This is a genomic window from Rhodoferax sp. (assembly GCF_034520025.1).
Taxonomy (GTDB): Bacteria; Pseudomonadota; Gammaproteobacteria; order Burkholderiales; family Burkholderiaceae_C; genus Allorhodoferax.
Genome location: NZ_JAXHNZ010000002.1, coordinates 1,574,582 through 1,596,478, shown reverse-complemented (window position 1 = coordinate 1,596,478; position 21,897 = coordinate 1,574,582). Strand labels below are relative to the sequence as shown.

The 21,897-nt window shown below is 60.6% G+C and carries 21 protein-coding genes; 14 read left to right on the top strand and 7 right to left on the bottom strand.

Features of this window, described 5'->3' with window-relative positions; translation table 11 throughout:
- Positions 1-2: 2 nt before the first annotated feature.
- The 4 genes from ureC to ureA are packed head-to-tail and all read right to left on the bottom strand — an operon-like array spanning position 3 to position 2,989.
- Positions 3-1,751 carry an urease subunit alpha gene (gene ureC / locus U5L73_RS15870; RefSeq protein WP_322563242.1) on the bottom strand — a complete coding sequence of 583 codons (1,749 nt, stop codon included), beginning with the start codon at positions 1,749-1,751 and terminating at the stop codon, positions 3-5.
- 2 nt (positions 1,752-1,753) lie between these two features.
- Complete coding sequence (locus U5L73_RS15865; RefSeq protein WP_322563241.1) at positions 1,754-2,059, bottom strand: urease subunit beta; 306 nt, start codon at positions 2,057-2,059, stop codon at positions 1,754-1,756.
- Between the two features lie 10 nt (positions 2,060-2,069).
- Complete coding sequence (locus tag U5L73_RS15860) at positions 2,070-2,663, bottom strand: HupE/UreJ family protein (RefSeq protein WP_322563240.1); 594 nt, start codon at positions 2,661-2,663, stop codon at positions 2,070-2,072.
- Between the two features lie 23 nt (positions 2,664-2,686).
- Positions 2,687-2,989 (bottom strand): urease subunit gamma, encoded by a 303-nt coding sequence (gene ureA / locus U5L73_RS15855; RefSeq protein ID WP_322563239.1) that lies wholly within the window; start codon positions 2,987-2,989, stop codon positions 2,687-2,689.
- Between the two features lie 104 nt (positions 2,990-3,093).
- Between ureA and U5L73_RS15850 the strand changes: the two genes are divergently transcribed.
- The 9 genes from U5L73_RS15850 (at position 3,094) to U5L73_RS15810 (ending at position 13,009) form a co-directional block, all read left to right on the top strand.
- A complete protein-coding gene (locus U5L73_RS15850; RefSeq protein WP_322563238.1) occupies positions 3,094-6,714 on the top strand; it encodes an ATP-binding protein in 3,621 nt (1,206 codons plus the stop codon).
- Positions 6,701-7,696 (top strand): response regulator transcription factor, encoded by a 996-nt coding sequence (locus U5L73_RS15845; RefSeq protein ID WP_322563536.1) that lies wholly within the window; start codon positions 6,701-6,703, stop codon positions 7,694-7,696. Before U5L73_RS15850 ends, U5L73_RS15845 begins: the two co-directional genes overlap by 14 nt.
- Positions 7,697-7,814: 118 nt before the next feature.
- Positions 7,815-9,149, top strand: a complete 1,335-nt coding sequence (locus U5L73_RS15840; protein WP_322563237.1) for a ferric reductase-like transmembrane domain-containing protein — start codon at positions 7,815-7,817, stop codon at positions 9,147-9,149.
- Between the two features lie 18 nt (positions 9,150-9,167).
- The gene (locus U5L73_RS15835) at positions 9,168-9,431 is read left to right on the top strand and encodes a VF530 family protein (RefSeq protein ID WP_322563236.1); all 264 of its coding nucleotides are present in this window, start codon (positions 9,168-9,170) and stop codon (positions 9,429-9,431) included.
- A 129-nt stretch (positions 9,432-9,560) separates the two neighbouring features.
- The gene (locus tag U5L73_RS15830; protein ID WP_322563235.1) at positions 9,561-10,139 is read left to right on the top strand and encodes a cytochrome b; all 579 of its coding nucleotides are present in this window, start codon (positions 9,561-9,563) and stop codon (positions 10,137-10,139) included.
- Positions 10,140-10,176: 37 nt separating this feature from the next.
- Positions 10,177-10,749: a YceI family protein gene (locus U5L73_RS15825; protein WP_322563234.1), complete on the top strand. Its 573-nt coding sequence runs from the start codon at positions 10,177-10,179 to the stop codon at positions 10,747-10,749.
- Between the two features lie 45 nt (positions 10,750-10,794).
- Complete coding sequence (locus U5L73_RS15820; protein ID WP_322563233.1) at positions 10,795-11,367, top strand: YceI family protein; 573 nt, start codon at positions 10,795-10,797, stop codon at positions 11,365-11,367.
- 147 nt (positions 11,368-11,514) lie between these two features.
- Positions 11,515-12,159: an ABC transporter ATP-binding protein gene (locus U5L73_RS15815; protein ID WP_322563232.1), complete on the top strand. Its 645-nt coding sequence runs from the start codon at positions 11,515-11,517 to the stop codon at positions 12,157-12,159.
- 37 nt (positions 12,160-12,196) lie between these two features.
- The gene (locus U5L73_RS15810; protein ID WP_322563231.1) at positions 12,197-13,009 is read left to right on the top strand and encodes a class III extradiol ring-cleavage dioxygenase; all 813 of its coding nucleotides are present in this window, start codon (positions 12,197-12,199) and stop codon (positions 13,007-13,009) included.
- 23 nt (positions 13,010-13,032) lie between these two features.
- Here the strand turns inward: U5L73_RS15810 and U5L73_RS15805 are convergent, their stop codons facing one another.
- A complete protein-coding gene (locus U5L73_RS15805; RefSeq protein ID WP_322563230.1) occupies positions 13,033-13,440 on the bottom strand; it encodes a hypothetical protein in 408 nt (135 codons plus the stop codon).
- 192 nt (positions 13,441-13,632) lie between these two features.
- Positions 13,633-14,289 carry a FecR domain-containing protein gene (locus tag U5L73_RS15800; RefSeq protein ID WP_322563229.1) on the bottom strand — a complete coding sequence of 219 codons (657 nt, stop codon included), beginning with the start codon at positions 14,287-14,289 and terminating at the stop codon, positions 13,633-13,635.
- 258 nt (positions 14,290-14,547) lie between these two features.
- Here U5L73_RS15800 and urtA point away from each other — a divergent pair, with 258 nt between their 5' ends.
- The 5 genes from urtA to urtE all read left to right on the top strand — a co-directional run bounded on the left by urtA (position 14,548) and on the right by urtE (position 20,169).
- Positions 14,548-15,810: an urea ABC transporter substrate-binding protein gene (gene urtA / locus U5L73_RS15795; protein WP_322563228.1), complete on the top strand. Its 1,263-nt coding sequence runs from the start codon at positions 14,548-14,550 to the stop codon at positions 15,808-15,810.
- A gap of 95 nt (positions 15,811-15,905) precedes the next feature.
- Entirely contained in the window at positions 15,906-17,486 is a 1,581-nt protein-coding gene (urtB, locus tag U5L73_RS15790; RefSeq protein WP_322563227.1) for an urea ABC transporter permease subunit UrtB, read from the top strand.
- A complete protein-coding gene (gene urtC / locus U5L73_RS15785; protein WP_322563226.1) occupies positions 17,483-18,586 on the top strand; it encodes an urea ABC transporter permease subunit UrtC in 1,104 nt (367 codons plus the stop codon). Before urtB ends, urtC begins: the two co-directional genes overlap by 4 nt.
- On the top strand, positions 18,583-19,464 hold the full coding sequence (gene urtD, locus U5L73_RS15780) for an urea ABC transporter ATP-binding protein UrtD (protein ID WP_322563225.1): 882 nt from the start codon (positions 18,583-18,585) through the stop codon (positions 19,462-19,464). The genes urtC and urtD overlap by 4 nt, the downstream gene beginning before the upstream one ends.
- A 12-nt stretch (positions 19,465-19,476) precedes the next feature.
- Complete coding sequence (gene urtE, locus U5L73_RS15775) at positions 19,477-20,169, top strand: urea ABC transporter ATP-binding subunit UrtE (RefSeq protein ID WP_322563224.1); 693 nt, start codon at positions 19,477-19,479, stop codon at positions 20,167-20,169.
- Here urtE and U5L73_RS15770 read toward each other — a convergent pair.
- Complete coding sequence (locus tag U5L73_RS15770; RefSeq protein WP_322563223.1) at positions 20,166-21,887, bottom strand: response regulator; 1,722 nt, start codon at positions 21,885-21,887, stop codon at positions 20,166-20,168. The two genes, urtE and U5L73_RS15770, sit on opposite strands and share 4 nt — an antisense overlap.
- Positions 21,888-21,897: the final 10 nt, after the last annotated feature.

The following is a 21,897-nucleotide window of genomic DNA, read 5'->3' as shown; positions in this document are numbered from 1 at the left end:
GCTCAAAACAAAAAGTAGCGCTGTGCCATGGGCAGCTTGAGCGCCGGTTCACAGGTCAGCAGTTGGCCGTCGGCGCGCACGCTGTAGGTTTGCGCGTCGATCTCCATTGTGGGCAGGTAGCTGTTGTGGATCATGTGCTGCTTGCGTATGCCGCGGATGTTTTTCACCGCTGACACGTTCGTGTTCAAGCCAAAGCGTTCCTTGATGCCCGCGTTCAAACCCGCTTGCGACACAAAGGTCAGCGAGCCACGGTGCAGCGCGCCACCGAAGCTGCCGAACATGGGGCGGTAGTGCACCGGCTGTGGGGTGGGAATGGAAGCATTGGGGTCGCCCATGGCAGCGTGGGCGATGAAGCCGCCTTTCAAAATCAGCGCGGGTTTCACACCAAAGAAAGCGGGTTTGTAGATCACCAGGTCGGCCCACTTGCCGACTTCGATGCTGCCCACTTCGTGGCTGATGCCGTGCGAAATTGCGGGGTTGATGGTGTACTTGGCGACATAGCGCTTTGCGCGGAAGTTGTCGTTGCGGCTGCTGTCTTCGGGCACCCCGCTGCCGGCCGGCTGCGGGTTCGCAAGCCATCCACGCTGCGACTTCATCTTGTCGGCCGTCTGCCAGGTGCGGATGATGACTTCCCCCACGCGGCCCATGGCCTGGCTGTCGCTGCTCATCATGGAAATCGCGCCCATGTCGTGCAGGATGTCTTCGGCCGCAATCGTCTCTTTGCGGATGCGGCTCTCTGCAAAGGCCAGGTCTTCGGCAATGCCCGCGTCCAGGTGGTGGCAGACCATCAGCATGTCCACATGCTCGTCCAGCGTGTTCTGGGTGTAGGGCATGGTGGGATTGGTGGAGCTGGGCAAGAAGTTCGCCTGGCCCACGACCTTCAAAATGTCAGGGGCGTGGCCGCCGCCTGCGCCTTCGGTGTGGAAAGCGCACAGGCCGCGGCCCTTGGTGGCTTCAATCGTGTTTTCCACGAAGCCGGATTCGTTGAGCGTGTCGGAGTGCAGTGCCACCTGAATGTCCGTTTCGTCGGCTACATCGAGGCAGTTGCTGATGGCGGCGGGCGTGCTGCCCCAGTCTTCGTGCAGCTTGAGGCCAATCACCCCGGCGTTGATCTGTTCGTGCAGGGCCGCCGGCAGGCTGGCGTTGCCCTTGCCAAAAAAGCCGAGGTTCATGGGGAAGGCGTCGGCCGCTTGCAGCATGCGCTCGATGTTCCAAGGGCCGGGCGTGCAAGTGGTGGCAAAGGTGCCGGTGGCCGGGCCGGTGCCGCCGCCCATCATGGTGGTCACGCCGCTGGAGAGCGCCTCTTCAATCTGCTGTGGGCAGATGAAATGAATATGGCAGTCAATGCCCCCCGCGGTGACGATGTTGCCCTCGCAGCTGATGATTTCGGTGCCCGGCCCGATGATGATGTCCACACCCGGCTGGGTATCAGGGTTGCCGGCTTTGCCGATGGCCACAATGCGCCCGCCCTTCAAGCCGATGTCGGCTTTGACGATGCCCCAGTGGTCCAGGATGAGGGCGTTGGTCAGCACGCAGTCCACAGCACCTTCCGCCCTGGTGCGCTGGCTTTGCGCCATACCATCGCGGATGGTTTTGCCGCCGCCGAACTTGACCTCCTCGCCGTAGCTGCCGGCAGCCAGGGTGTAGTCTTTTTCGACCTCAATGATCAGGCCGGTATCTGCCAGGCGCACGCGGTCGCCGGTGGTAGGGCCGAAGATTTCCGCGTACGCGCGGCGTCCGATGGTTGCCATGTTCAAAGACTCCCTTGCACCAGGCCGCGAAAGCCGTAAATCACCCGGTCGCCGGCAATCTCTACCAGCTCCACCGTGCGTTGTTGCCCGGGCTCGAAGCGCACGGCGGAACCGGAGGCGATGTTCAGGCGCATGCCTTGCGCCACCGCACGGTCGAAGCCGAGCGCGCCATTTGTTTCGGCAAAGTGGTAGTGGGAACCGACCTGGATAGGCCGGTCCGACTGGTTTTGCACCACCACCGTTACGGTGCGGCGGCCTGTGTTGAGCAGATGTTCGCCGTCATCAAGAAGGAGTTCGCCGGGGATCATGGGGTTCTCCTCACAGTTGGCTGAACAAGTACATGCCGGCCAAGCCCAGTCCGCTACCGAGCGTGGTCAGTGTCGGTGCGCTGCGCGCGGCCAGCCAGCGGCGAATGCTCAAACCGATGCCGACTCCCCCCAAGTGCAGGATCGCAGTGGTCAACAGAAAGCCTGCGGCATACCCCGCGAAGCCTGTTTCAGGTGTCTCAGCACCATGGGCTAAGCCGTGCAGAGAGGCCGCCACCGCAATCAAGCCCAGGCCGAATGCTTTGGGCACGGCTTGCGAGGACAGAACGAGCATGAGCCCGAACAAGGACACCGACAGCGCAATAGCGTGTTCCAGATAGGGAATGGTCACGCCACTAGCACCCAGCATGGCACTCAGCACGAGTGCCAGCATGAAGGTGGCAGGCCCTTGCCAAGCTTTGTGGGCGGGCAAGGCAGTTACGGACCAGATGCCCACGGCCATCATGGCCAGCAAGTGATCAGCCCCAAAGGGATGGAGCAAACCTTCCATCAGGCTGTGGCTCCCGTGGCCTGTATGGGCGCTGGCGCCCGTAGATATTGCGCAAGTAGCTATCAAAAAAAGAGCGGATTTTGAAATTTTGGACATGGCGTTCTCTGGAGGTGGTGTGTTCAGACGATCGGTTGGTGCACGGTGACGAGCTTGGTGCCATCAGGGAAGGTGGCTTCGATCTGGATGTCCGGAATCATCTCGGCAATGCCGTCCATCACATCGGCGCGGGTCAGCACCGTGCGGCCCTCGCTCATCAGTTGGGCTACGGTTTTGCCGTCGCGCGCGCCTTCCATCACGGCACAGCTGATCAGGGCCACTGCCTCGGGGTAATTGAGTTTGAGGCCACGGGCTTTGCGGCGTTCCGCCAGCAATCCGGCGGTAAACAGCATGAGCTTGTCTTTTTCACGAGGGGTCAGTTCCATGGTCGGTCCGGTATGTCTGCAGATGGTGCATCCTAAGCAAGCCCCGTGCCCTGTGGTAGTGCCATACGCCAAAGGTCGCAGGCCGGTGGCATGGAAACTGCACCTTGCCAGCTGTGCCCATCGACCTCCCACCCCCACCGCCGCCCGAAGCGCCCGCCCAGCGGGTGGTCAAAATCCGCCGCGACTACAACAACTGGGTGGCCAGCGAGACCATGGAGGACTACGCCCTGCGCTTCACGCCGCAACGCTTTCGCAAGTGGTCGGAATGGCGGGTAGCCAACACGGCTTTCGGTGCGGCCTCGTTTTTGATTCTCGAAGCCGTGGGCGCCACCCTGCTGGTGCAATACGGCTTTGTGAACGCCTTTTGGGCGATTCTGATGACGGGGCTGGTGATCTTTCTGGCGGGCTTGCCTATCAGCGTGTACGCCGCACGCTACGGGGTGGATATGGATTTGCTCACCCGGGGGGCGGGCTTCGGCTACATCGGCTCCACCCTCACCTCGCTGATCTACGCCTCGTTTACCTTCATCTTTTTCGCGCTGGAGGCCGCCGTCATGGCCTATGCGTTGGAGCTGGCCTTGGACATACCGCCCACCTGGGGCTACCTGTTGTGTGCGGTGGTGGTGATTCCGCTGGTGACCCACGGGGTGTCAGCCATCAGCCGGCTGCAAATCTGGACGCAGCCACTGTGGCTGATCATGCTGATCGTGCCGTTTGGCTTTGTTTTGGTGCGCGACCCGCAGGCTTTTGCGGGCATCACGCACTACGCTGGTGAAAAAGGCCCGGCGGGTGGCTTTGATTTGCACCTGTTTGGTGCCGCGCTCACAGTGGGCATTGCCCTCATGACCCAGATGGGCGAGCAGGCCGATTACCTGCGTTTCATGCCCCAGCGTACCGCAGCCAACCGGGTCTCTTGGTGGGCTGGTGTGTTGGTAGGCGGGCCGGGCTGGGTGGTGCTGGGCGTAGTCAAAATGCTGGGCGGGGCATTTCTTGCCTATTTGGCCATTCAGGCCAGCGTCCCTACCGATCGTGCGGTAGACCCGAACCAGATGTACCTCGCCGCCTATGAATACGTCTTCCCGACCCTGGGCTGGGCGGTCGCTGCGACGGCGTTGTTCGTGGTGATCTCGCAGCTCAAAATCAATGTCACCAACGCTTACGCCGGCTCGCTGGCGTGGAGCAACTTTTTCTCCCGCCTGACCCACAGCCACCCCGGGCGGGTGGTGTGGGTGCTGTTCAACAGCGTGATCGCCTTCATGCTGATGGAGATGAATGTGTTTCAGGCGCTGGGCGAGGTGCTGGGTTTGTATTCCAACATCGCCATCGCCTGGATCATGGCGGTGGTGGCGGACCTGGTGATCAACAAGCCCCTTGGCCTATCGCCCAAAGGCATTGAGTTCAAGCGGGCGCATCTCTATGACATCAACCCTGTGGGCGTGGGGGCCATGGCCATGGCGTCCTTGCTGTCCATCTTGGCTTACTTGGGGCTCTTCGGCGAACTGGCCAAGGCTTTCTCTGCGGTGGTGGCTTTGGTCACGGCCATGGTGACTTCGCCCTTGATTGCGTGGTGGACCCAAGGCAAGTACTACCTCGCGCGCGCAAGTGAGGGGAGTTTGGGTGGCAACGCGCTTTGCTCCGTGTCCCCCGCCTGCTTCGCAGGCTCCTCCTTGACCTCCGCAAAACGCATTGCCACCCAAACTCCAGCTCACGGAGGGGCACCCCGAGTGCAGCGTTGCGTCATCTGCGAGCGCGAATACGAGGGGCCAGACATGGCCCATTGCCCGGCCTACCAGGGCGCTATTTGCTCGCTCTGCTGCACGCTGGATGCCCGCTGCGGCGACATGTGCAAACCGCACGCTAACTTGGCCACCCAGTGGTCAGCGACTTTGCGCTGGCTGTTGCCGCGCCGTGTGTGGCCTTTTCTGGATACAGGGCTCGGGCACTTTTTGTTGTTAATGCTGGTGATTTTGCCGATTCTTGCCACCGTGTTTGCCATGTTCTACCAGCAAGAGATGGGCAACCTCGCGGTCTGGGTCGAGCACCGCGACAGCGTGGCAGTCTCGCTGCGCGCGGGCTTCAGCAAAACCTTTGCAGCGCTTTTGTTGATGTCATGCATCGTGGCGTGGTGGCTGGTGCTGGCGCACAAGAGTCGCCAGGTGGCGCAAGAAGAGTCCAACCGGCAAAGCCATTTGCTGCTGCAAGAGATCGAGTCGCACCGCCAGACGGATATTGCCCTGCAAGAAGCCAAGCGGGTGGCCGAGCAGGCCCGCCTTGCCGCCGAGGCGGCCAACCACGCCAAGAGCCGCTACATCAGTGCCATCAGCCACGAGTTGCGCACGCCGCTCAACAGCATCCTGGGCTATGCCCAGTTGATGGGGGAGGATGCGGCCATTCCGCCCCACCGCAAGCAAGCGGTGAGCGTGATCAAGCGCGGCGGCGAGCACCTGCTCTCGCTGATCGAAGGCACGCTGGATATGGCCCATATCGAAAGCGGCAAGCTCACCCTGAATGTGAAGCCAATGCAGTTTGCCAACGGCATGGCAGAGCTCGCCGGCATGTTTGAGTTGCAGGCTGCCGGCAAGGGGCTGCAGTTTCACTTCGAGGTGGTGGGCAATGTGCCCGAGTGGGTGCGGGCCGACGAGAAGCGCCTGCGCCAGATCTGTATCAACCTGCTGGGCAATGCCATCAAGTTCACCGCTACTGGCAGCGTGCGCCTGGTGCTGCGCTATGCCCGCGAGATGGCGCACATCGAGATCCATGACACCGGCCCCGGGATGCGTGCCGAAGAGCTGGAGCGGATTTTTGAGCCTTTCACCCGGGGCTCTACTGCGGCATCCGGGGCGGCGGTGGCGTCCGGCGGCTCAGGCCTAGGGCTCACGATTGCCAAGATGCTGACCGACCTGATGGGCGGCGAGCTCACTGCCAGCAGCGTGCTTGGCGAGGGCAGTGTTTTCAAAGTGCGCCTTTTTTTGCCGGAGTTGCACATGCCCGCCAGCGCAACCCGTCCGGCAACGCGCGCCGGCAAAGCCCGGTTGGCCTATGCCGGTGCACGGCGCAAAGTGCTGGTGGTCGACAACGAGGAGGCCGACCGCGAGCTCTTGGTGAGCCTGTTGCAGCCTTTGGGTTTTGATGTGCGTACCGCTGCCAGCGGGCATGACGGACTAGACCTGATGGCGGCCGGGCTGCGGCCCGATGTGGTGTTGCTCGATCTGGCCATGCCCGGTATTGACGGGTGGGAGACATTGCGCCGCATCCGCTCGAACCCGGCGCTGGGGGGCAACCAGCCGCAAGTGGCCATCGTGTCGGCCAATGCGTTCGACCGCGGGCTCGACAACGACTTGGGCTTGCCGCCCGAGGATTTCATTGTGAAACCGGTGCGCCACAGCGAGCTGTTGGATTGGCTGGAGCGGCGGCTGGAGTTGGTGTGGATCGATAAGCCCGCGCTTGCAGCCGCCCCAGCGGTGATGGATGTGCCGCTAGCAGTTGCCGCTGTGGTGCCCACGCCCGTGCTGCCGGCTGAAGCTGCCCGGGCCTTGTTGGAGGTGGCCCAGCTGGGCTACTACCGTGGCGTGATGAATTTGCTGCAGTCACTGCAGACCCGCTATCCGGCGAGCACAACCTTCCTGCAACAGCAGGAGGCCTTGGCCCGCCAGTACCAGTTTGAAACGATGTCTGACCAATTGCAAAAGGTGCTCGATGCCTGCTCCGCTGATGAACCCCGCTGACACCCTCCCGGACACAGCCCGCCTCGACGGCACGCTGGACCGTGCCAACAGCGATGTGGTCCTCATCGTGGACGACGTGCCTGACAACTTGGCCGTTTTGCACGATGCCCTTGACGAGTCGGGCTACACGGTATTGATTGCCACCTCCGGCGAGGCTGCCCTGATGCGCGCCATACAGGCACTACCCGACGTGATTTTGCTGGACGCCATGATGCCCGGCATGGATGGTTTTGAGGTGGCACGCCGGCTCAAGGCGGCGCCGCAAACCACGCATATCCCCATCATCTTTATGACCGGCCTCACCGAGACCGAATACCTGGTAGCCGCGCTGGAGAGCGGCGGGGTGGACTATGTGACCAAGCCGATCAAGCCCAAAGAGGTGCTGGCCCGCATGGGGGTGCACCTGGCCGGCGCGCGCGAGCGCCGCCAGACCCGTAATGCGCTCGATGCCTTTGGCTACGCCACCATCACGGTGCGCGCTGCTGACGGATGCCTGATGTGGCAAACCCCGTTGGCGCGCGAGCTGCTGGAGCGCTACTGCGGCACCCAAGCTCCCACCACACCGCCCGACGTGTTGGGTTGGTTGCAGGCTTGCCTGCAAACCGTGGCCCGGGGTGACGAGCCGGCCAAGCTGAGCCTGGAGCGCGGCCCCAAGCGGCTGACCTTTCGCCTGCATCAGCAGATTGGCGACAGCGATGCCGGCGGAGATTGGCTCATCGTGATGCGTGAGGTGTCTGACACCGCGGTGATCGAGGCGATGAGCCTATCTTTCAAGCTCACCGCCAAGGAGGCGGAGGTCTTGTACTGGGTGGTCAAAGGCAAAACCAACAAAGACATTGGCGACATTCTGGGCAGCAGCCCGATGACCGTCAAAAAACACCTCGAGCGCGTGTTCGTGAAGCTCGGTGTGGAAACCCGCACCGCCGCTGCCGGCATGGCCATTAGCCGCATCCGGCAGCTGCATCCCCAGTTCGAGGGCTAACGCACTGACGATTGTTTGACTCAGCGCCATCCTGTTTGCCTTGCGGCCATCTGCCGCTTACCTCCGCTTTACGTGGGGTTTGTAAAGTGGTCTGGTTCAGATAAGCAAGGATCAAGGGATGCAAAAAATCAAGTACGTGTTGTGGAGTTTGCTGCTAGGGCTGACCGCGTGGTGGCTGTGGGCAGACCCGTTGCTTAGCACCCCGCTAGGCTTTTTTGCGGTGCGCAACTCGCTGGTCAATTACACCGGCTTGCTGGGCATGGCCATGATGAGTGTGGGCATGGTGCTGGCGGTGCGACCGGTGTGGTTTGAGCCCTACTTGGGCGGGTTGGACAAGATGTACCGCCTGCACAAATGGCTGGGTATCGGCGGCTTGGTGATGTCCATTTTGCACTGGTTGTGCTCTAACGCACCGAAGTGGTTGATCGGGTCCGGGCTCATGGCGCCGCCGGCGGGCGGGCGCCCGCCACGGGTGGAGCCAACCGTGGAGATTTTCAAACTCTTTCAGAGCTGGCGCGGGCTGGCGGAAGGCGTGGGCGAGTGGGCGTTTTATGCCACGGTGCTGATGATTGCCTTGGCTCTTATCAAGCGCTTTCCCTACAAGTGGTTTTTCCAAACCCACCGGGTGTTGGCTGTCACCTATCTGGTGCTGGTGTTCCACGCGGTGGTGCTGATGAACTTCAGCTACTGGGCGCAGGGCCTGGCGCCGTTCATGGCGGTCCTCATGCTGGCGGGTGCGGTGTCGGCGGTGGTGGTGCTGTTCCGCAAAGTGGGTGAGCACCGCAAGGTGGCGGGGGTGATCGAGGCGGTGGAGCGCTTTGATGCGTTGCAAGTCCTCTACGTGGCGTTGCGCCTCGACGGGCGCTGGCCCGGTCACCAAGCGGGGCAGTTTGCGTTTGTGAATTTCGATGCCAAAGAGGGCGCACACCCCTTCACCATCAGCTCCGCGTGGCAGGGCGATGGGCACATCACCTTCCTGATCAAAGAGCTGGGCGACTACACCCGCACTTTGCCGGACTATCTGGCGGTGGGGCATGCCGTAGAAATCGAAGGCCCCTACGGTCAGTTCACCTTCCAGGGTCCCAAGCGGCGCCAGATTTGGGTGGGGGCGGGCATTGGCATTACCCCGTTTGTGGCCCGCATGAAAATCCTGGCCGGTGCCCCGGACGGCAAGCAGATTGACCTGTTTCACTCCACTACCGTGCTGGACCCGCGCGCCATCGACAAGATGGAAGATGACGCAGCCTCGGCCGGCGTGCGCTTACATGTACTGCACGACGCGCGCGATGGCCGGCTTGACGCTGCACGCCTGTGCGCAGCCGTGCCCGACTGGCGCGAGGCCGATGTCTGGTTCTGTGGCCCGCCCGCCTTTGGCCGGGCCCTGAAAGCAGCGCTGGTGGCACAGGGATTGCCGGCTGCGGACTTTCACCAGGAACTGTTCGAGATGCGGTGAGGCTGCGACAATCACCGCATGAGCACCGATGCATCTCCACCCGCCCCGCCCAAGCAAGCCAACAATCCCATGCATGGCAAGACCCTGGAATCCATCGTGACCGAGCTGTCGGATTACTATGGCTGGAATGGCTTGGGCGAGCGCATCCCGGTGCGCTGCTTTACGTTTGAGCCCAGCGTGGGCTCCAGCCTCAAGTTTTTGCGCAAAACTCCTTGGGCACGGGACAAGGTCGAAGGGCTGTACCTGTTCATGCTGCGCGAAATACGCCGTTCAGGGCGCTAAGCCTTGCCGTTTGTCGCGCCCGCCGTACTTTTTTAGCGAGTGCAGGGAACTTGACTGTTCATATTTTTTGAATCAAGTCATCAATTAGATTCAAAAATCAGCAATTCATGCCCCCCTAGACTTCGGGTCATGGCATCCAACCACACTTCCTCTTTCGACGCTGGTACCAAGCGCTATAGCCTCACGGCCATCGTGTTGCATTGGGTGCTGGGCGCTGCACTTCTGGGCATTTTTGCGGTCGGTTTGTACATGACCGATTTGCCGTTCTCGCCCACCCGCTTGAAGCTCTACAACTGGCACAAATGGGCGGGTGTGACGATTCTGGTGCTGTCTGCCTTGCGTTTGTTATGGCGCCTGACACACCGCCCGCCCGCGTTGCCCGGCAAGATTTCTGCTGCGATGCCCGCATGGCAACATTGGGCTCACCACGGCACCCACCACGCGCTGTACGCCTTGTTTTTCTTGGTCCCGCTGATCGGCTGGGCGTATAGCTCGGCATCCGGTTTCCCGATCGTGGTGTTCGGCGTGTTGCCTTTGCCTGATTTTGTGCCGGTCGACAAGGCCTTGGCAGAAATGATCAAGCCTTTCCATGAACTTACTGCGTTTGCCTTGATCGGACTGGCCGGTCTGCACATTGCCGCTGCACTCAAGCACCAGTGGATCGATCGCGACGGCCTGATCAACCGCATGTTGCCCGGCCGCGACTGAACCCCCCTATTGGCTTAATTCTTTGATTGGATTTGACATGTTGGTTTCCCGCGTATTTCTGTCCACCGCGATTGCAGCGTCTGCACTCATCGGCGCCTCCGCCTTCGCGCAGCAAAAGCTGGTGCCCGCCCAAAGCGAGATCGTATTCGTGAGCAAGCAGATGGGTGTGCCGGTGGAAGGCCGCTTTAAGAAGTTTGATGCGCAAATCGCATTTGACCCTGCTAAGCCCGACGCAAGCAAGATCGCGTTCACCGTGGACATCGCCAGTGCCTCCCTGGGTGTGCCCGAGACCGATGCAGAGTTGCCCCGCCCCAACTGGTTCAACACCGCAAAGTTCCCGCAAGCGACCTTCCAGTCCACCGCTGTCAAAGGCTTGGGTGGTGGCAGGTTTGAGGTGAGTGGCAAGCTCGCCATCAAAGGCAACAGCCGCGACGTCGTGGTGCCAGTGGCTTTGACCCAAAGCGGCGCCACCACCACCGTGACTGGTACCTTCCCGCTCAAGCGCCTGGCTTTCAAAATCGGCGAGAACGAGTGGGCGGATACCTCGATGGTCGCTGACGACGTGCAAGTCAAGTTCAAGCTCGCGCTGACCGGCGTGGGCAAGATGTAAGTTTTTCCAGTTTCTTTTTAACCAACCCGTAAATCAGGAGTTTTTATGCGTACTTCCCTCATCGCTGCCGCTTTGGCACTGTCCGCTTTCGCCGGTGCTGCCAGCGCCCAATCCGCGACTTACGCGATTGACTCTTCCCACACTTTTTCCAGCTTTTCGTACAACCACTTTGGCTTGTCCAACCAGCAAAGCCGTTTCAATACCACCACCGGCACTGTGATGTTTGACAAGGCCGGCAAGACCGGCGCAGTGGATGTTGTGATCGACATGAAGACTGTGGAAACCGGTTCGTCCGCCTTCAACGGCCACATCCAAGGCGAAGACTTCCTCGACACCACCAAGTTCCCTACCGCGACTTTCAAGTCCACCAAAGTGATGTTTGAAGGCGACAAGCCAGCTGCAGTCGAAGGCAACCTGACCATCAAGGGCATTACCAAGCCTGTGACCCTGAAGTTGACCAACTTCGTGTCCACCGCTCACCCGATGAACAAAAAAGACGTTATCGGCGCCAATGCCATCACGACCATCAAGCGCAGCGAATTCGGCGCTGGCAAGTTCGCGCCTGCAGTGGGCGACGACGTGACTATCACCATCGCTATCGAAGCCATCAAGCAGTAATCTGCCACCAGACCGCGCTTTCGCGGACTGATTGGAAGGCCCGCCGCAAGGCTGGCCTTTTTTTATGCAAAATCGGGCTCTAGCGCACGAATCATCTGCGCAGTAAGCTATATTTTTCATAGCAAATAGTCATCCGCCTGAACCTCTATGTCCGCCTCTGAATCGCCCGTTTCTTCTGTTGTCTTGATCGCCCGTGCATTGCGCTGCAGCGCAGGTCCGCACCGTTTGTGGGGGCCGTTGGATGTGCAGCTGGCAGCCGGCGTGACCTGGGTGACCGGCGGGGAAGGGCGCGGCAAATCGAGTTTGCTGCGCATGCTGGCCGGCGACCTCGTGGTGCCGGGCAGCAACCTGCAGCTGGCCGGCACCGGCCTGCAGACCGACCCTGCCCAGTACCGCAAAAAAGCCTTTTGGATGGACCCACGCACCAGTGCCTGGGACCAGTCTTCTCCCTTGCAGTTTTGGGAGCAGGGCAAGCGCCTCTGGCCTTTGTGGAGTGCGGAAATCTGCCGCGAGCTCGCGTCTGCCTTGGGGCTGGACGAGCATCTCGCGAAACCTATGTACATGCTGTCTACCGGCTCCAAGCGCAAGGTTTGGATTACGGCGGCCTGCGCCAGTGGTGCGGAGCTCACCTGTTTGGACGAGCCCTTCGCCGCCTTGGACCGTGCGTCCATCCGCACCATCACCGAGCTGCTGCAGGATGCGGCGGCGCACAGCCCGCGCGCCTGGGTATTGGCAGACTACGAAGCGCCTGCCGGTGTGCCACTCGCCGCCACCATTGATTTGGGCGCTTGAGCCCACTGAGTTTCGTCCTTCTGACCAGGAGAACCCTATGACTACCCGACTGCCTACCTATTTTGTGTCCCACGGTGGTGGCCCTTGGCCCTGGATGCCCGACATGCGCGAAATGCTGGCCAGCTTGGACACGGCTCTGGCCGATATGCCGCGCCAGATCGGCCGCACGCCCAAGGCGGTTCTGATCATCACTGCACACTGGGAAGCGCATGCTTTTACCCTGGGCTCCAGTCCGGCGCCCGGCATGGTCTACGACTACGGCGGTTTCCCGGCACACACCTACTCGGTGGTGTACCCCGCACCGGGGGCCCCTGAACTGGCCACGCGGGTGCAGGGTTTGCTGCAAGAGGCGGGTCTACCCGTGGCGCTGGACTCTGAGCGTGGCTACGACCACGGCACTTTTGTACCCTTGGCCGTGATGTACCCGGATGCACAAGTGCCGGTCTTGCAAATGTCCCTGCGCGCGGGGCTGGACCCGGCCGAGCACATCGCCTTGGGTCGAGCGCTGGCGCCCTTGCGGGATGAAGAGGTGTTGATTGTGGGCAGTGGCCTGAGCTATCACAACCTGCGCAATTTCGGTGCGGGTGGGCGAGCTCCGTCCAAGGCCTTTGATGTCTGGTTGCAAGATGCCATGGCCGCTACGCCTGCGGTGCGGGCAGAAGCGCTGGTGAACTGGGAGTCAGCGCCAGCCGCCCGCATCTGCCACCCGCGTGAAGAACATTTGTTGCCGCTGATGGTGGCTGTGGGCGCCGCCTACGACGATGCTGCAGAGTGCGTGTACCACGACGAAGCGGTGTTTGGCGGCGTGACGGCGTCCAGCTTCCGCTTCGGTACAGCCAGCCAGACTTAGCGGTCCTGCGTCCTTGGCGCTGCTCAGGGGCTGACAGCCGTTTCTCGGTACGCAGGTTGCGCTGTGCGTGCGGGCAGCTCCCGGTGCTGCGGGGACACGGGTGCAGCCGGTGTCTGGTCTGAGACCATCTCGTCCAGAATATCGAGGGCATATTCGCAGACCAGAGCCGCGTGCTCGAGTTGGCGGTTTTTGTCTTCCAGTGCCGGAATCTCGTCGGTCCTTCCCAGCAGCATCAGGCCGATTTTTCGCTGGTTGTTGAACACCATGTGTTTGGCATCCGACATGCGGTCTTTGATCCGCTTGCGGCAAGCGCCCAGCCAGTCTTCCTCCTCGAGCACCCATTCAGCCAAAGTGGCGGCAATCAACGTTCTCGCGGCGCGGCGAAAGGCGATTTGGTGGGGTGATACGGCGGGTTTTAGCGGAGCGGACATGGTTTTTTGCCCTCTGGCGGGGCTCCCTGACTGGTATGGAGCCAACGATAAGGTTTTTCCCGGTCGTCAGGGGCCGTCAATTGTTGTCCTCTGGACAATCTGACGCAAAAAACCGCAGATATGTGAACTTTTACGGGCATTTACCGCCAGTCCGCTGCGGCCTGCGGCCTGCGGCCTGCGGCATCGCGCTTATCAGTAGCGGCTGGGTTCCCCGGCCGGCTTTTGCACGAACGGGGGCTGTCGGCCCACGGTTTCTTCCAGCAAGACCAACTCCGAATCGCGGTGATTGATGACGGGTGCTGGCCGCAACACCGGTTGGCTGCTGTCGTAACTGATGTACATCGGCATGTCGTGGTACCTCGTGGTCACGCTCCGCGCGAGGCCGGGGTTTGCGAGCGGCTTGATATCCGCAGTCCCGTAGCACAGGCAGAAATAGAGTTGAATCTCCTGCGCTTCCATGTAGCAGGCGGTACCCCGGATACCTACGGTGGCGGCCCGGGTCTCGATGCGTTTCGGACCGGGGCCAAACACCGCAAGCGCTTTGCCACTGATCAGCCGCAGCACGCTCACCACCTCGTCTTGGGCGAATTGCAGGCTGCTTTTTTCACGGAGCAGGTAAGCGTTGTCTCCCATCACAAACACCGTTTCGCTCAGAGCGCCGGTGCTGATGGTGTCACCGGGCAAGATCGCTTGCTCGATACGGGCCACGCCGCCGTTGAGAAACACTTCGCCCTTGATACGGCGTATGCCGCTTTGCAACGGGCGCTGGCCCATCGCCAGTGCATCCACTAGCCCGCCCAAGCTACTGATCGCCACACTGTTTGCGATGAATTGACGCCGATTGCTCATAAGCTGAATGTTGAAAAGTGGAAGAAGGGGGCCCCGAAGATCCAAGGTGGATGGCCCAAGTACGACAAAAGATAGCGCCATTCGGCAGGGGCGTCTAGTGCTATCTCGGGCTGACTGCAGTGCGCGGGCTGTACGCCACTAGGCGTATTTCCGGTTCGGGCAGGCAAACCTACAGTCACTCCATCGCATCACACAACCTCTTCTGAGATGGATGTGCGAGACGCGAGATGGATTTGTTTAACCCCCGGAGAAGCCCATATGCAACGTCGTTTTACTTTGAAGGCACTCACCGCTGCCGTCGCCCTCACCACCTTGTCGGCAGTGCCCGCCATGGCTGCTGACACCATCAAGGTCGGTATCCTGCACAGCCTGTCCGGCACCATGGCCATTTCTGAAACCGTGTTGAAAGACACCGTGCTGATGGCTATCGACGAAATCAACGCCAAGGGTGGCCTGCTCGGTAAAAAGCTGGAGCCTGTCATCGTGGACCCCGCATCCAACTGGCCCCTGTTTGCTGAAAAGACCAAGCAGCTGCTGACGCAAGACAAGGTTTCTGTCATCTTCGGTTGCTGGACTTCGGTGTCCCGCAAGTCGGTGCTGCCTGTGGTGGAAGAGTTGAACGGCCTGTTGTTCTATCCTGTGCAATACGAAGGTGAAGAGCTCTCTAAAAACGTGTTCTACACCGGTGCTGCGCCTAACCAGCAAGCGATTCCTGCAGTCGACTACCTGATGAGCAAAGAAGGCGGCGGCGCCAAGCGTTGGGTGCTGCTGGGCACCGACTATGTTTACCCCCGCACCACCAACAAGATTCTGCGCGCTTACTTGAAATCCAAGGGCGTGAAAGAGTCTGACATCGACGAAAAATACACACCGTTCGGCCACTCTGACTACCAAACCATCGTGGCGGACATCAAGAAGTTCAGCGCCGGTGGCAAGACAGCCGTGGTGTCCACCATCAACGGTGACTCCAACGTGCCTTTCTACAAAGAGCTGGGCAACGCGGGCTTGAAGGCCAAAGACGTGCCCGTGGTGGCCTTCTCGGTGGGTGAAGAAGAGCTGCGCGGTGTGGACACCAAGCCTTTGGTCGGCCACTTGGCGGCATGGAATTACTTCCAGTCCATCAAGAACCCTGCCAACACCGAATTCATCAAGAAGTGGTCTGACTACGCCAAGGCCAAGGGCATTGCCGGTCACAAGGACAAGCCTTTGACCAACGACCCGATGGAAGCGACCTACATCGGTATCAACATGTGGAAACAAGCCGTCGAAAAGGCCAAGTCCACCGACACCGACAAAGTGATCGCCGCCATGGCGGGCCAGACTTTCAAGGCACCGAGCGGCATCGTGTCCAAGATGGACGAAAAGAACCACCACTTGCACAAGAGCGTGTTCATCGGCGAGATCAAGGCCGACGGCCAGTTCAACGTGGTCTGGAAGACACCGGGCCCTGTGAAAGCCAAGCCATGGTCTCCATACATCGAAGGCAATGACAAGAAGCCTGATGAGCCCGCCAAGAAATAAGGCCTAGGCAGGAAGAGGCTAGCGTTTAGCCAGAGCCGCCACAGCCTTGAAAAGGGCGTGGCGGCTTGTTATTTTTACCCCGGAGAGATTGGCGTATGCCAAAGAAAATACTTCAGTTACTCACCATTGCTATGCTTTTAATAGCTACTCGCGCAAGCGCGCTGAGCGCTGACGAAGCAAAAGCCATTGCAATTGGCGAGAGCGATGCGCGCGTGGCGGCATTGCAGAAGGCGGTGGAGAGCGCCGATGCGCGCACCGTGCGCTTTATCCAAGCGCTCTCCGATGATGCCGTCAAGCTTGTGGGCGAGGTTCCGGTGATGGTGATCGATGGCAAAGGCCTCGACCCGGTCACGCTGGCCGAAGTCGCCGTGCCAAACACGGCGGAAGACGTGATGAACAACAACCGCATGCGCGGTGAGCTCGACACGGCATTGGCAGCAGTCAAGCTGCTGTCCACGGACGTCGCAGTTCGCCGGGCCGCGATCAAAACCCTGAGCGGGCAGGTCGATGTTGACAAACTGCCACTCTTGGAAAAGGCCTTGGCTTCAGAGACCTTGCCTGACTTGAAAGCTCAGCTGGAGCAACTGCGAGCTGCCGCCATGCTGGGCAGCGAGAACCCGGCCCTGCGGCTTGACGCCGCCAGCCGGTTGGGCAGCAGTGGCCTAGCAGCCACTAAAACGCTGCTGGTGGAGCGACTGCAGGTCGAGACGGATGGTTCTGTGAAAGTTGCCTTGCAAAAGAGCCTGGGTGCCGTTGAAGCCCGCCTCGCGTGGGGAGACCGCCTGGGTGCCACCTTCAGTGGCATCAGCCTCGGTTCTATCCTGCTGTTGGTCGCTTTGGGTTTGGCCATCACCTACGGCTTGATGGGTGTGATCAACATGGCCCACGGCGAGCTGATGATGATCGGCGCCTACGCCACCTATGTGGTGCAGGTGCTATTTCAAAAATACTTGCCCGGCGCGTTTGACTGGTACCTGCTGGCTGCGGTGCCGGTCGCGTTCATGGCATCGGCGCTGGTGGGCGCGGCCTTGGAGCGCAGCGTGATCCGTTTTCTCTATGGCCGTCCGCTCGAAACCTTGCTCGCTACTTGGGGTATCAGCCTGATGCTGATGCAGCTGGTGCGCACGCTCTTTGGCGCGCAAAACGTGGGCGTCGAGAACCCGAGCTGGATGAGCGGTGGCGTGCAATTGCTGGGCAATTTGTCCTTGCCCTACAACCGGCTGGTGATCGTCGGCTTTGCGGTGGCGGTGCTGGTGGGGGTGTGGTTTCTGATTGAGAGGACCCGTCTGGGCTTGTTTGTCCGCGGGGTGACGCAAAACCGCCCGATCGCCAGTTGTATGGGGGTGAATACGGCGCGCATTGATACCTATGCGTTTGCACTGGGCTCCGGCATTGCCGGGCTGGCCGGCTGCGCCTTGAGCCAGGTCGGCAACGTCGGCCCGGATCTGGGCCAGGGCTACATCGTGGATTCGTTCATGGTGGTGGTGCTGGGCGGCGTGGGCCAGCTGGCCGGCACCGTGTATGCGGCTATGGGCCTCGGTGTTTTGAACAAATTCCTCGAGGGCTGGACCGGCGCGGTGCTGGCCAAGATCGCCGTGCTGGTTTTCATCATCATCTTTATCCAGAAGCGTCCGCAAGGCATTTTCGCCATGAAGGGCCGGAGCGCAGAAGCATGAGCAACATCACCTTACCTACTCCCCAACCTCTGTTGTCCCGCACCGGCTGGGCAGCATGGCTGACCGCTCTGATCGTGCTGTGCGCCTTGGTGCCGGTTTTGAACCTGATGGTGCCGGAGGGCAGCGTGCTGCACCTGAGCGACTTTGCAGTCGCTCTCACCGCCAAGATCATGTGTTACGCCATTTGCGCGCTGGCCATGGGCCTGATCTGGGGCTACACCGGCATCCTGAGCCTGGGCCACGGCCTGTTCTTTGCGCTGGGTGGCTACGCCATGGGCATGTACCTGATGCGCCAGATTGGCTTAGACGGCAACTACAAAAGCAACCTGCCGGACTTCATGGTGTTCCTGGACTGGAAAGAGCTGCCCTGGCACTGGGCACTGTCGGGCAGCTTCGGGGCCACGCTGTTTTTAGTGGTGGCCGTGCCGGGGCTGGTGGCCTTTGTGTTTGGCTACTTTGCCTTCCGTTCGCGCATCAAGGGCGTGTACTTTTCCATCATCACCCAGGCGATGACGTTTGCGGCCATGCTGCTGTTCTTCCGCAATGAAACCGGCTTCGGGGGCAACAACGGCTTCACGGACTTCAAGCGGATCTTGGACATTCCGATTGCCACCACCAGCATGCGGATGACGCTGTTCGTCATGACCTCGGTGACCTTGCTGTTGTTTTTCTTGATGGCCCGCTGGCTGGTGGGCAGCAAGTTCGGCCGTGTGTTGCAGGCCGTGCGGGATGCGGAGAGCCGTGTCATGTTCAGTGGCTATTCCACCCTGGGCTACAAGCTCTCCATCTGGACCATCTCCGCCATGATGTGTGGTGTGGCAGGGGCGCTGTATGTGCCGCAGGTGGGCATCATCAACCCCAGTGAAATGAGCCCCGCCAACTCGATCGAGATTGCCATTTGGGCGGCAGTGGGCGGCCGGGCGACGCTAATCGGGCCGATCGTGGGTGCCTTTATCGTCAACGGCGCCAAGAGCTGGCTCACGGTGACTTACCCCGAATTCTGGTTGTATTTCTTGGGGGCGTTGTTCATTGGTGTCACCCTGTTCCTGCCCGATGGTGTGGTGGGCCTGATCAAGAAACTGAAGGGAGGGAAAGCATGACTCCCGATCTGTTGGAACAAGGTGCACGCCGTGTCGAAGCGCGCCTGGCCGCACTCGCTGGGCAAACCGCACAGACCGAGTCCGGCGGCCGGACCGCTGGTTTCGGCCGCCTGGCCAGCCAGGGCGAGGTGGATGTGACCCACGGGCGCATTCTTTATTTGGAAGATGTGCACGTGAGTTTTGACGGTTTCAAGGCCATCAACGGGCTGTCGCTGGGCATCGCGCCCGGCGAGCTGCGCTGCATCATCGGGCCCAACGGTGCCGGCAAGACCACGATGATGGACATCATCACAGGCAAGACGCGGCCGGATAGCGGCACGGTGTACTTCGGCAGCACCATCGACCTGCTGCGCTACAAAGAGTCCGAGATTGCGCAGTTGGGCATTGGGCGCAAGTTCCAGAAGCCTACGGTGTTTGAGCAACTCTCGGTGTTCGAAAATTTGGAACTGGCCTTGAAGACAGACAAGGGCGTCAAAGCTTCCATGTTCTTCAAGCTGGACTCTGAACAGCGGGACCGTCTGGCAGACATCCTACACACCATTCACCTGGCAGACAGCGTGGGACGTCTCGCCGGCAACCTGAGCCACGGCCAGAAGCAGTGGCTGGAGATCGGCATGCTGCTGATGCAAGACCCCAAGCTCCTGCTGCTGGACGAGCCGGTGGCCGGTATGACGGATGAGGAAACCGAGCGCACCGCTGAGCTGTTTTTGAGCCTCAAGGGCAAACACTCCCTGATGGTGGTGGAGCACGACATGAGCTTTATCCGCACCATTAGCGACATCGTGACCGTGTTGTGCGACGGCTCGGTGCTGGCACAAGGCACGCTGGATCAGGTGCAAGCCGATGAGCGTGTGATTGAAGTTTATTTAGGCCGTTGAGGTTGATTCACCATGCTTGAAGTAAAAAACATCAACCAGTACTACGGGGGCTCCCACATCCTGCGGGATGTGAGTCTGGAGGCCGAGGTCGGCAAGGTCAAGGTCATCCTGGGCCGCAACGGTGTAGGCAAAACGACCCTGCTCAAATCGTTGATGGGGCTGGTGCCCATCAAGTCCGGCACCATTTCCATGGGCGGCAAGGAGATCCACAAACTCACGCCTTACGAGCGCGCGCGTTTGGGTATCGGCTTTGTGCCTCAGGGCCGAGAGATTTTTGCGCGCCTGACGGTGGAAGAAAACCTGCGCATGGGCTTGGCCTACAAACCTGCGGGCACCCCGATTCCGGCTGAGCTGTTCGAGTTGTTTCCGGTGTTGCAGCAAATGTTGCACCGCCGGGGCGGCGATTTGTCGGGCGGGCAGCAACAGCAGTTGGCCATCGCCCGTGCACTGGCCGCTGGCCCCAAGGTGTTGATACTTGATGAGCCTACCGAGGGCATCCAGCCCAGCATCATCAAGGACATAGGCCGTGTGATCCGCATGCTGGCAGACCGGGGCGACATGGCCATTCTGCTGGTGGAGCAGTACTACGACTTTGCACAGGAGTTGGCCGACAACTACATCGTGATGGAGCGTGGCGCAGTGCTGGCGCGGGGCATGGGCCAGAACATGGAAGTCGATGGCGTGCGCGGCCTCGTGGCGATTTAAATACCGGGTATCACAGGGGCCGTGTCCGTATCTGCGGTGTCCGCCGGGGAGGGGGGGTGTTCTTGTTTCATGTACGCAGGTGTGACCCGTTTGCCGGTGCGCAGTACCAAACCGCCGGCTTGGCGTTTTTGTTCGCCCGGTGAGCCACGGTTGACGATGGAGCCGCAGCGGCTCTTGAGTTCTTTGACCTCCGCCATGAGTTCAGTGGCCGATGGAATCTTGGCATTGTGCTTTTGCAGCAGCTGGAACGCGTTGTCAATCAGCCGTGGGTTCAAGGTGTCGCGGCCATGCAGGATCAGGTTTTTGACCGCATGGGTCGGGTCACCCTTGAGGCTTAGAGACATGGCGGTCTCTGCATACTCCAACACTTGGGCCTGTGTGGCGCGCAGGCGCTCGGCATAGGGCGGGTGGGCCGCAGCGCTGGCAGCCAACAACTCGGTCAGCGAGCGGTTGCTGCAAAAACGCCGCCCGATGACATCGATAGTCTGCTCCAGTTCATTGAGCTGAATTGCCTTGGCCGACAGCTGGGCCATCAAGGCAATCAGATTGCCGGCGGATTCGAAATCGAAATGAGGTTCGCGCACTGCGCCGGTCATGGCACGTACCGTGTCAACCGACTTGGCAAACTGGTGCTGCTGGATCAGGTTCAGTGCCTCAACCACCGCCACCAGCCGCTGCAGCCGGTGGCTGTTCTCATCGCGTTCGTGGAGTCGCAGCAAGTCGTCAAGGCAACGCTGTAGGCCTCGCCGGTCGGACGAAGCAAGCCGGGTAAACGCCAGCATAACCAGCGTTTGTGCATCAAACATTTTGGACTCAAGGCCGAGCCGGGTGGTCTGATCCAGAAGCTTTTCGGCGCTTTCCAGATCGCCTGCGTAGTAGATCATCATGGCCAGGTTTTGCACCCGGCTGATGGAAGACGGCGTGAGCGTGGCCGCCATCTTGTAGGTTTCCAGCGCTTTGTCGAAGCGACCCAGCTCGAATTGGGCCCGCCCCATCACGTCGTAGGCGTCGGCGTATCCAGCATCTTCACCGAGTAGCTTCTCAAGGGTCGTAGTGGCCTGATTGAGCTGCCCTGCATCGAGCTGCGCCCGGGCGACTCCCAATTTAGCCCAAGGCAATGTTTTGGCCGCTACCACCGCTTTGTAAAGCACTTGCGCCTCTGCGGGACGTTCCAAACGCAGCAACAGTTCGGCGCCGACGCGGGCTGCATACAGCCAGAATGGACCACGGCTCTCGAAGCGTTCAAGGCAAAGGTGGGCCGCGTCCTCGAAGCGTTCGTCTTCAATGGCGGTAAATATGTCTTGCAGTGCACCCTTGCGGGTGCGTGCGGAAGCCAGCCGTTCGCTCAGGTGGGTGGCTTTGTGGGGCTTGAGCATGTAGCCATCGAGTGCGGACTCGGCAGCCTCTGCCACCTTGCTGTAGGTGGCCTCAGCCGTGATCATGATGAACACGGTAGAGAAGGGAAGCAGCTGGTTGCGCCGCAAATCGTCCAGCAGGTCTTGGCCGGACATGGCGTCGTTTGGAAAATGTTGCTCGCACAGTACGAAGTCAAATGTGCGGTACTCCAACTGGCGCCGCGCATCCACCGCGCGCCCTGCCTGCGCTACCGAGGCAACGCCAAAGTCCCGCAGCTGCGATACCAATATCGAGCGCGAGGTGGGGTTTCCGTCAACAACCAGAGCGCTGCATTTGGAAAGGTCATAGTCAAGTACGGCCATGCGTCGATTA

What these genes read in the sequence shown, in the direction of transcription:
- urtA (WP_322563228.1), top strand. Translation starts at nt 14,548, where the DNA reads ATGCAACGTCGTTTTACTTTGAAGGCACTCACCGCTGCCGTCGCCCTC.
- U5L73_RS15840 (WP_322563237.1), top strand. Translation starts at nt 7,815, where the DNA reads ATGCAAAAAATCAAGTACGTGTTGTGGAGTTTGCTGCTAGGGCTGACC.
- U5L73_RS15770 (WP_322563223.1), bottom strand. Translation starts at nt 21,887, where the DNA reads ATGGCCGTACTTGACTATGACCTTTCCAAATGCAGCGCTCTGGTTGTT.
- U5L73_RS15860 (WP_322563240.1), bottom strand. Translation starts at nt 2,663, where the DNA reads ATGTCCAAAATTTCAAAATCCGCTCTTTTTTTGATAGCTACTTGCGCA.
- U5L73_RS15865 (WP_322563241.1), bottom strand. Translation starts at nt 2,059, where the DNA reads ATGATCCCCGGCGAACTCCTTCTTGATGACGGCGAACATCTGCTCAAC.
- U5L73_RS15845 (WP_322563536.1), top strand. Translation starts at nt 6,701, where the DNA reads ATGAACCCCGCTGACACCCTCCCGGACACAGCCCGCCTCGACGGCACG.
- U5L73_RS15820 (WP_322563233.1), top strand. Translation starts at nt 10,795, where the DNA reads ATGCGTACTTCCCTCATCGCTGCCGCTTTGGCACTGTCCGCTTTCGCC.
- U5L73_RS15835 (WP_322563236.1), top strand. Translation starts at nt 9,168, where the DNA reads ATGAGCACCGATGCATCTCCACCCGCCCCGCCCAAGCAAGCCAACAAT.
- U5L73_RS15810 (WP_322563231.1), top strand. Translation starts at nt 12,197, where the DNA reads ATGACTACCCGACTGCCTACCTATTTTGTGTCCCACGGTGGTGGCCCT.
- urtC (WP_322563226.1), top strand. Translation starts at nt 17,483, where the DNA reads ATGAGCAACATCACCTTACCTACTCCCCAACCTCTGTTGTCCCGCACC.
- ureA (WP_322563239.1), bottom strand. Translation starts at nt 2,989, where the DNA reads ATGGAACTGACCCCTCGTGAAAAAGACAAGCTCATGCTGTTTACCGCC.
- urtE (WP_322563224.1), top strand. Translation starts at nt 19,477, where the DNA reads ATGCTTGAAGTAAAAAACATCAACCAGTACTACGGGGGCTCCCACATC.
- U5L73_RS15825 (WP_322563234.1), top strand. Translation starts at nt 10,177, where the DNA reads ATGTTGGTTTCCCGCGTATTTCTGTCCACCGCGATTGCAGCGTCTGCA.
- urtD (WP_322563225.1), top strand. Translation starts at nt 18,583, where the DNA reads ATGACTCCCGATCTGTTGGAACAAGGTGCACGCCGTGTCGAAGCGCGC.
- ureC (WP_322563242.1), bottom strand. Translation starts at nt 1,751, where the DNA reads ATGGCAACCATCGGACGCCGCGCGTACGCGGAAATCTTCGGCCCTACC.
- U5L73_RS15815 (WP_322563232.1), top strand. Translation starts at nt 11,515, where the DNA reads ATGTCCGCCTCTGAATCGCCCGTTTCTTCTGTTGTCTTGATCGCCCGT.
- U5L73_RS15830 (WP_322563235.1), top strand. Translation starts at nt 9,561, where the DNA reads ATGGCATCCAACCACACTTCCTCTTTCGACGCTGGTACCAAGCGCTAT.
- U5L73_RS15800 (WP_322563229.1), bottom strand. Translation starts at nt 14,289, where the DNA reads ATGAGCAATCGGCGTCAATTCATCGCAAACAGTGTGGCGATCAGTAGC.
- U5L73_RS15805 (WP_322563230.1), bottom strand. Translation starts at nt 13,440, where the DNA reads ATGTCCGCTCCGCTAAAACCCGCCGTATCACCCCACCAAATCGCCTTT.
- urtB (WP_322563227.1), top strand. Translation starts at nt 15,906, where the DNA reads ATGCCAAAGAAAATACTTCAGTTACTCACCATTGCTATGCTTTTAATA.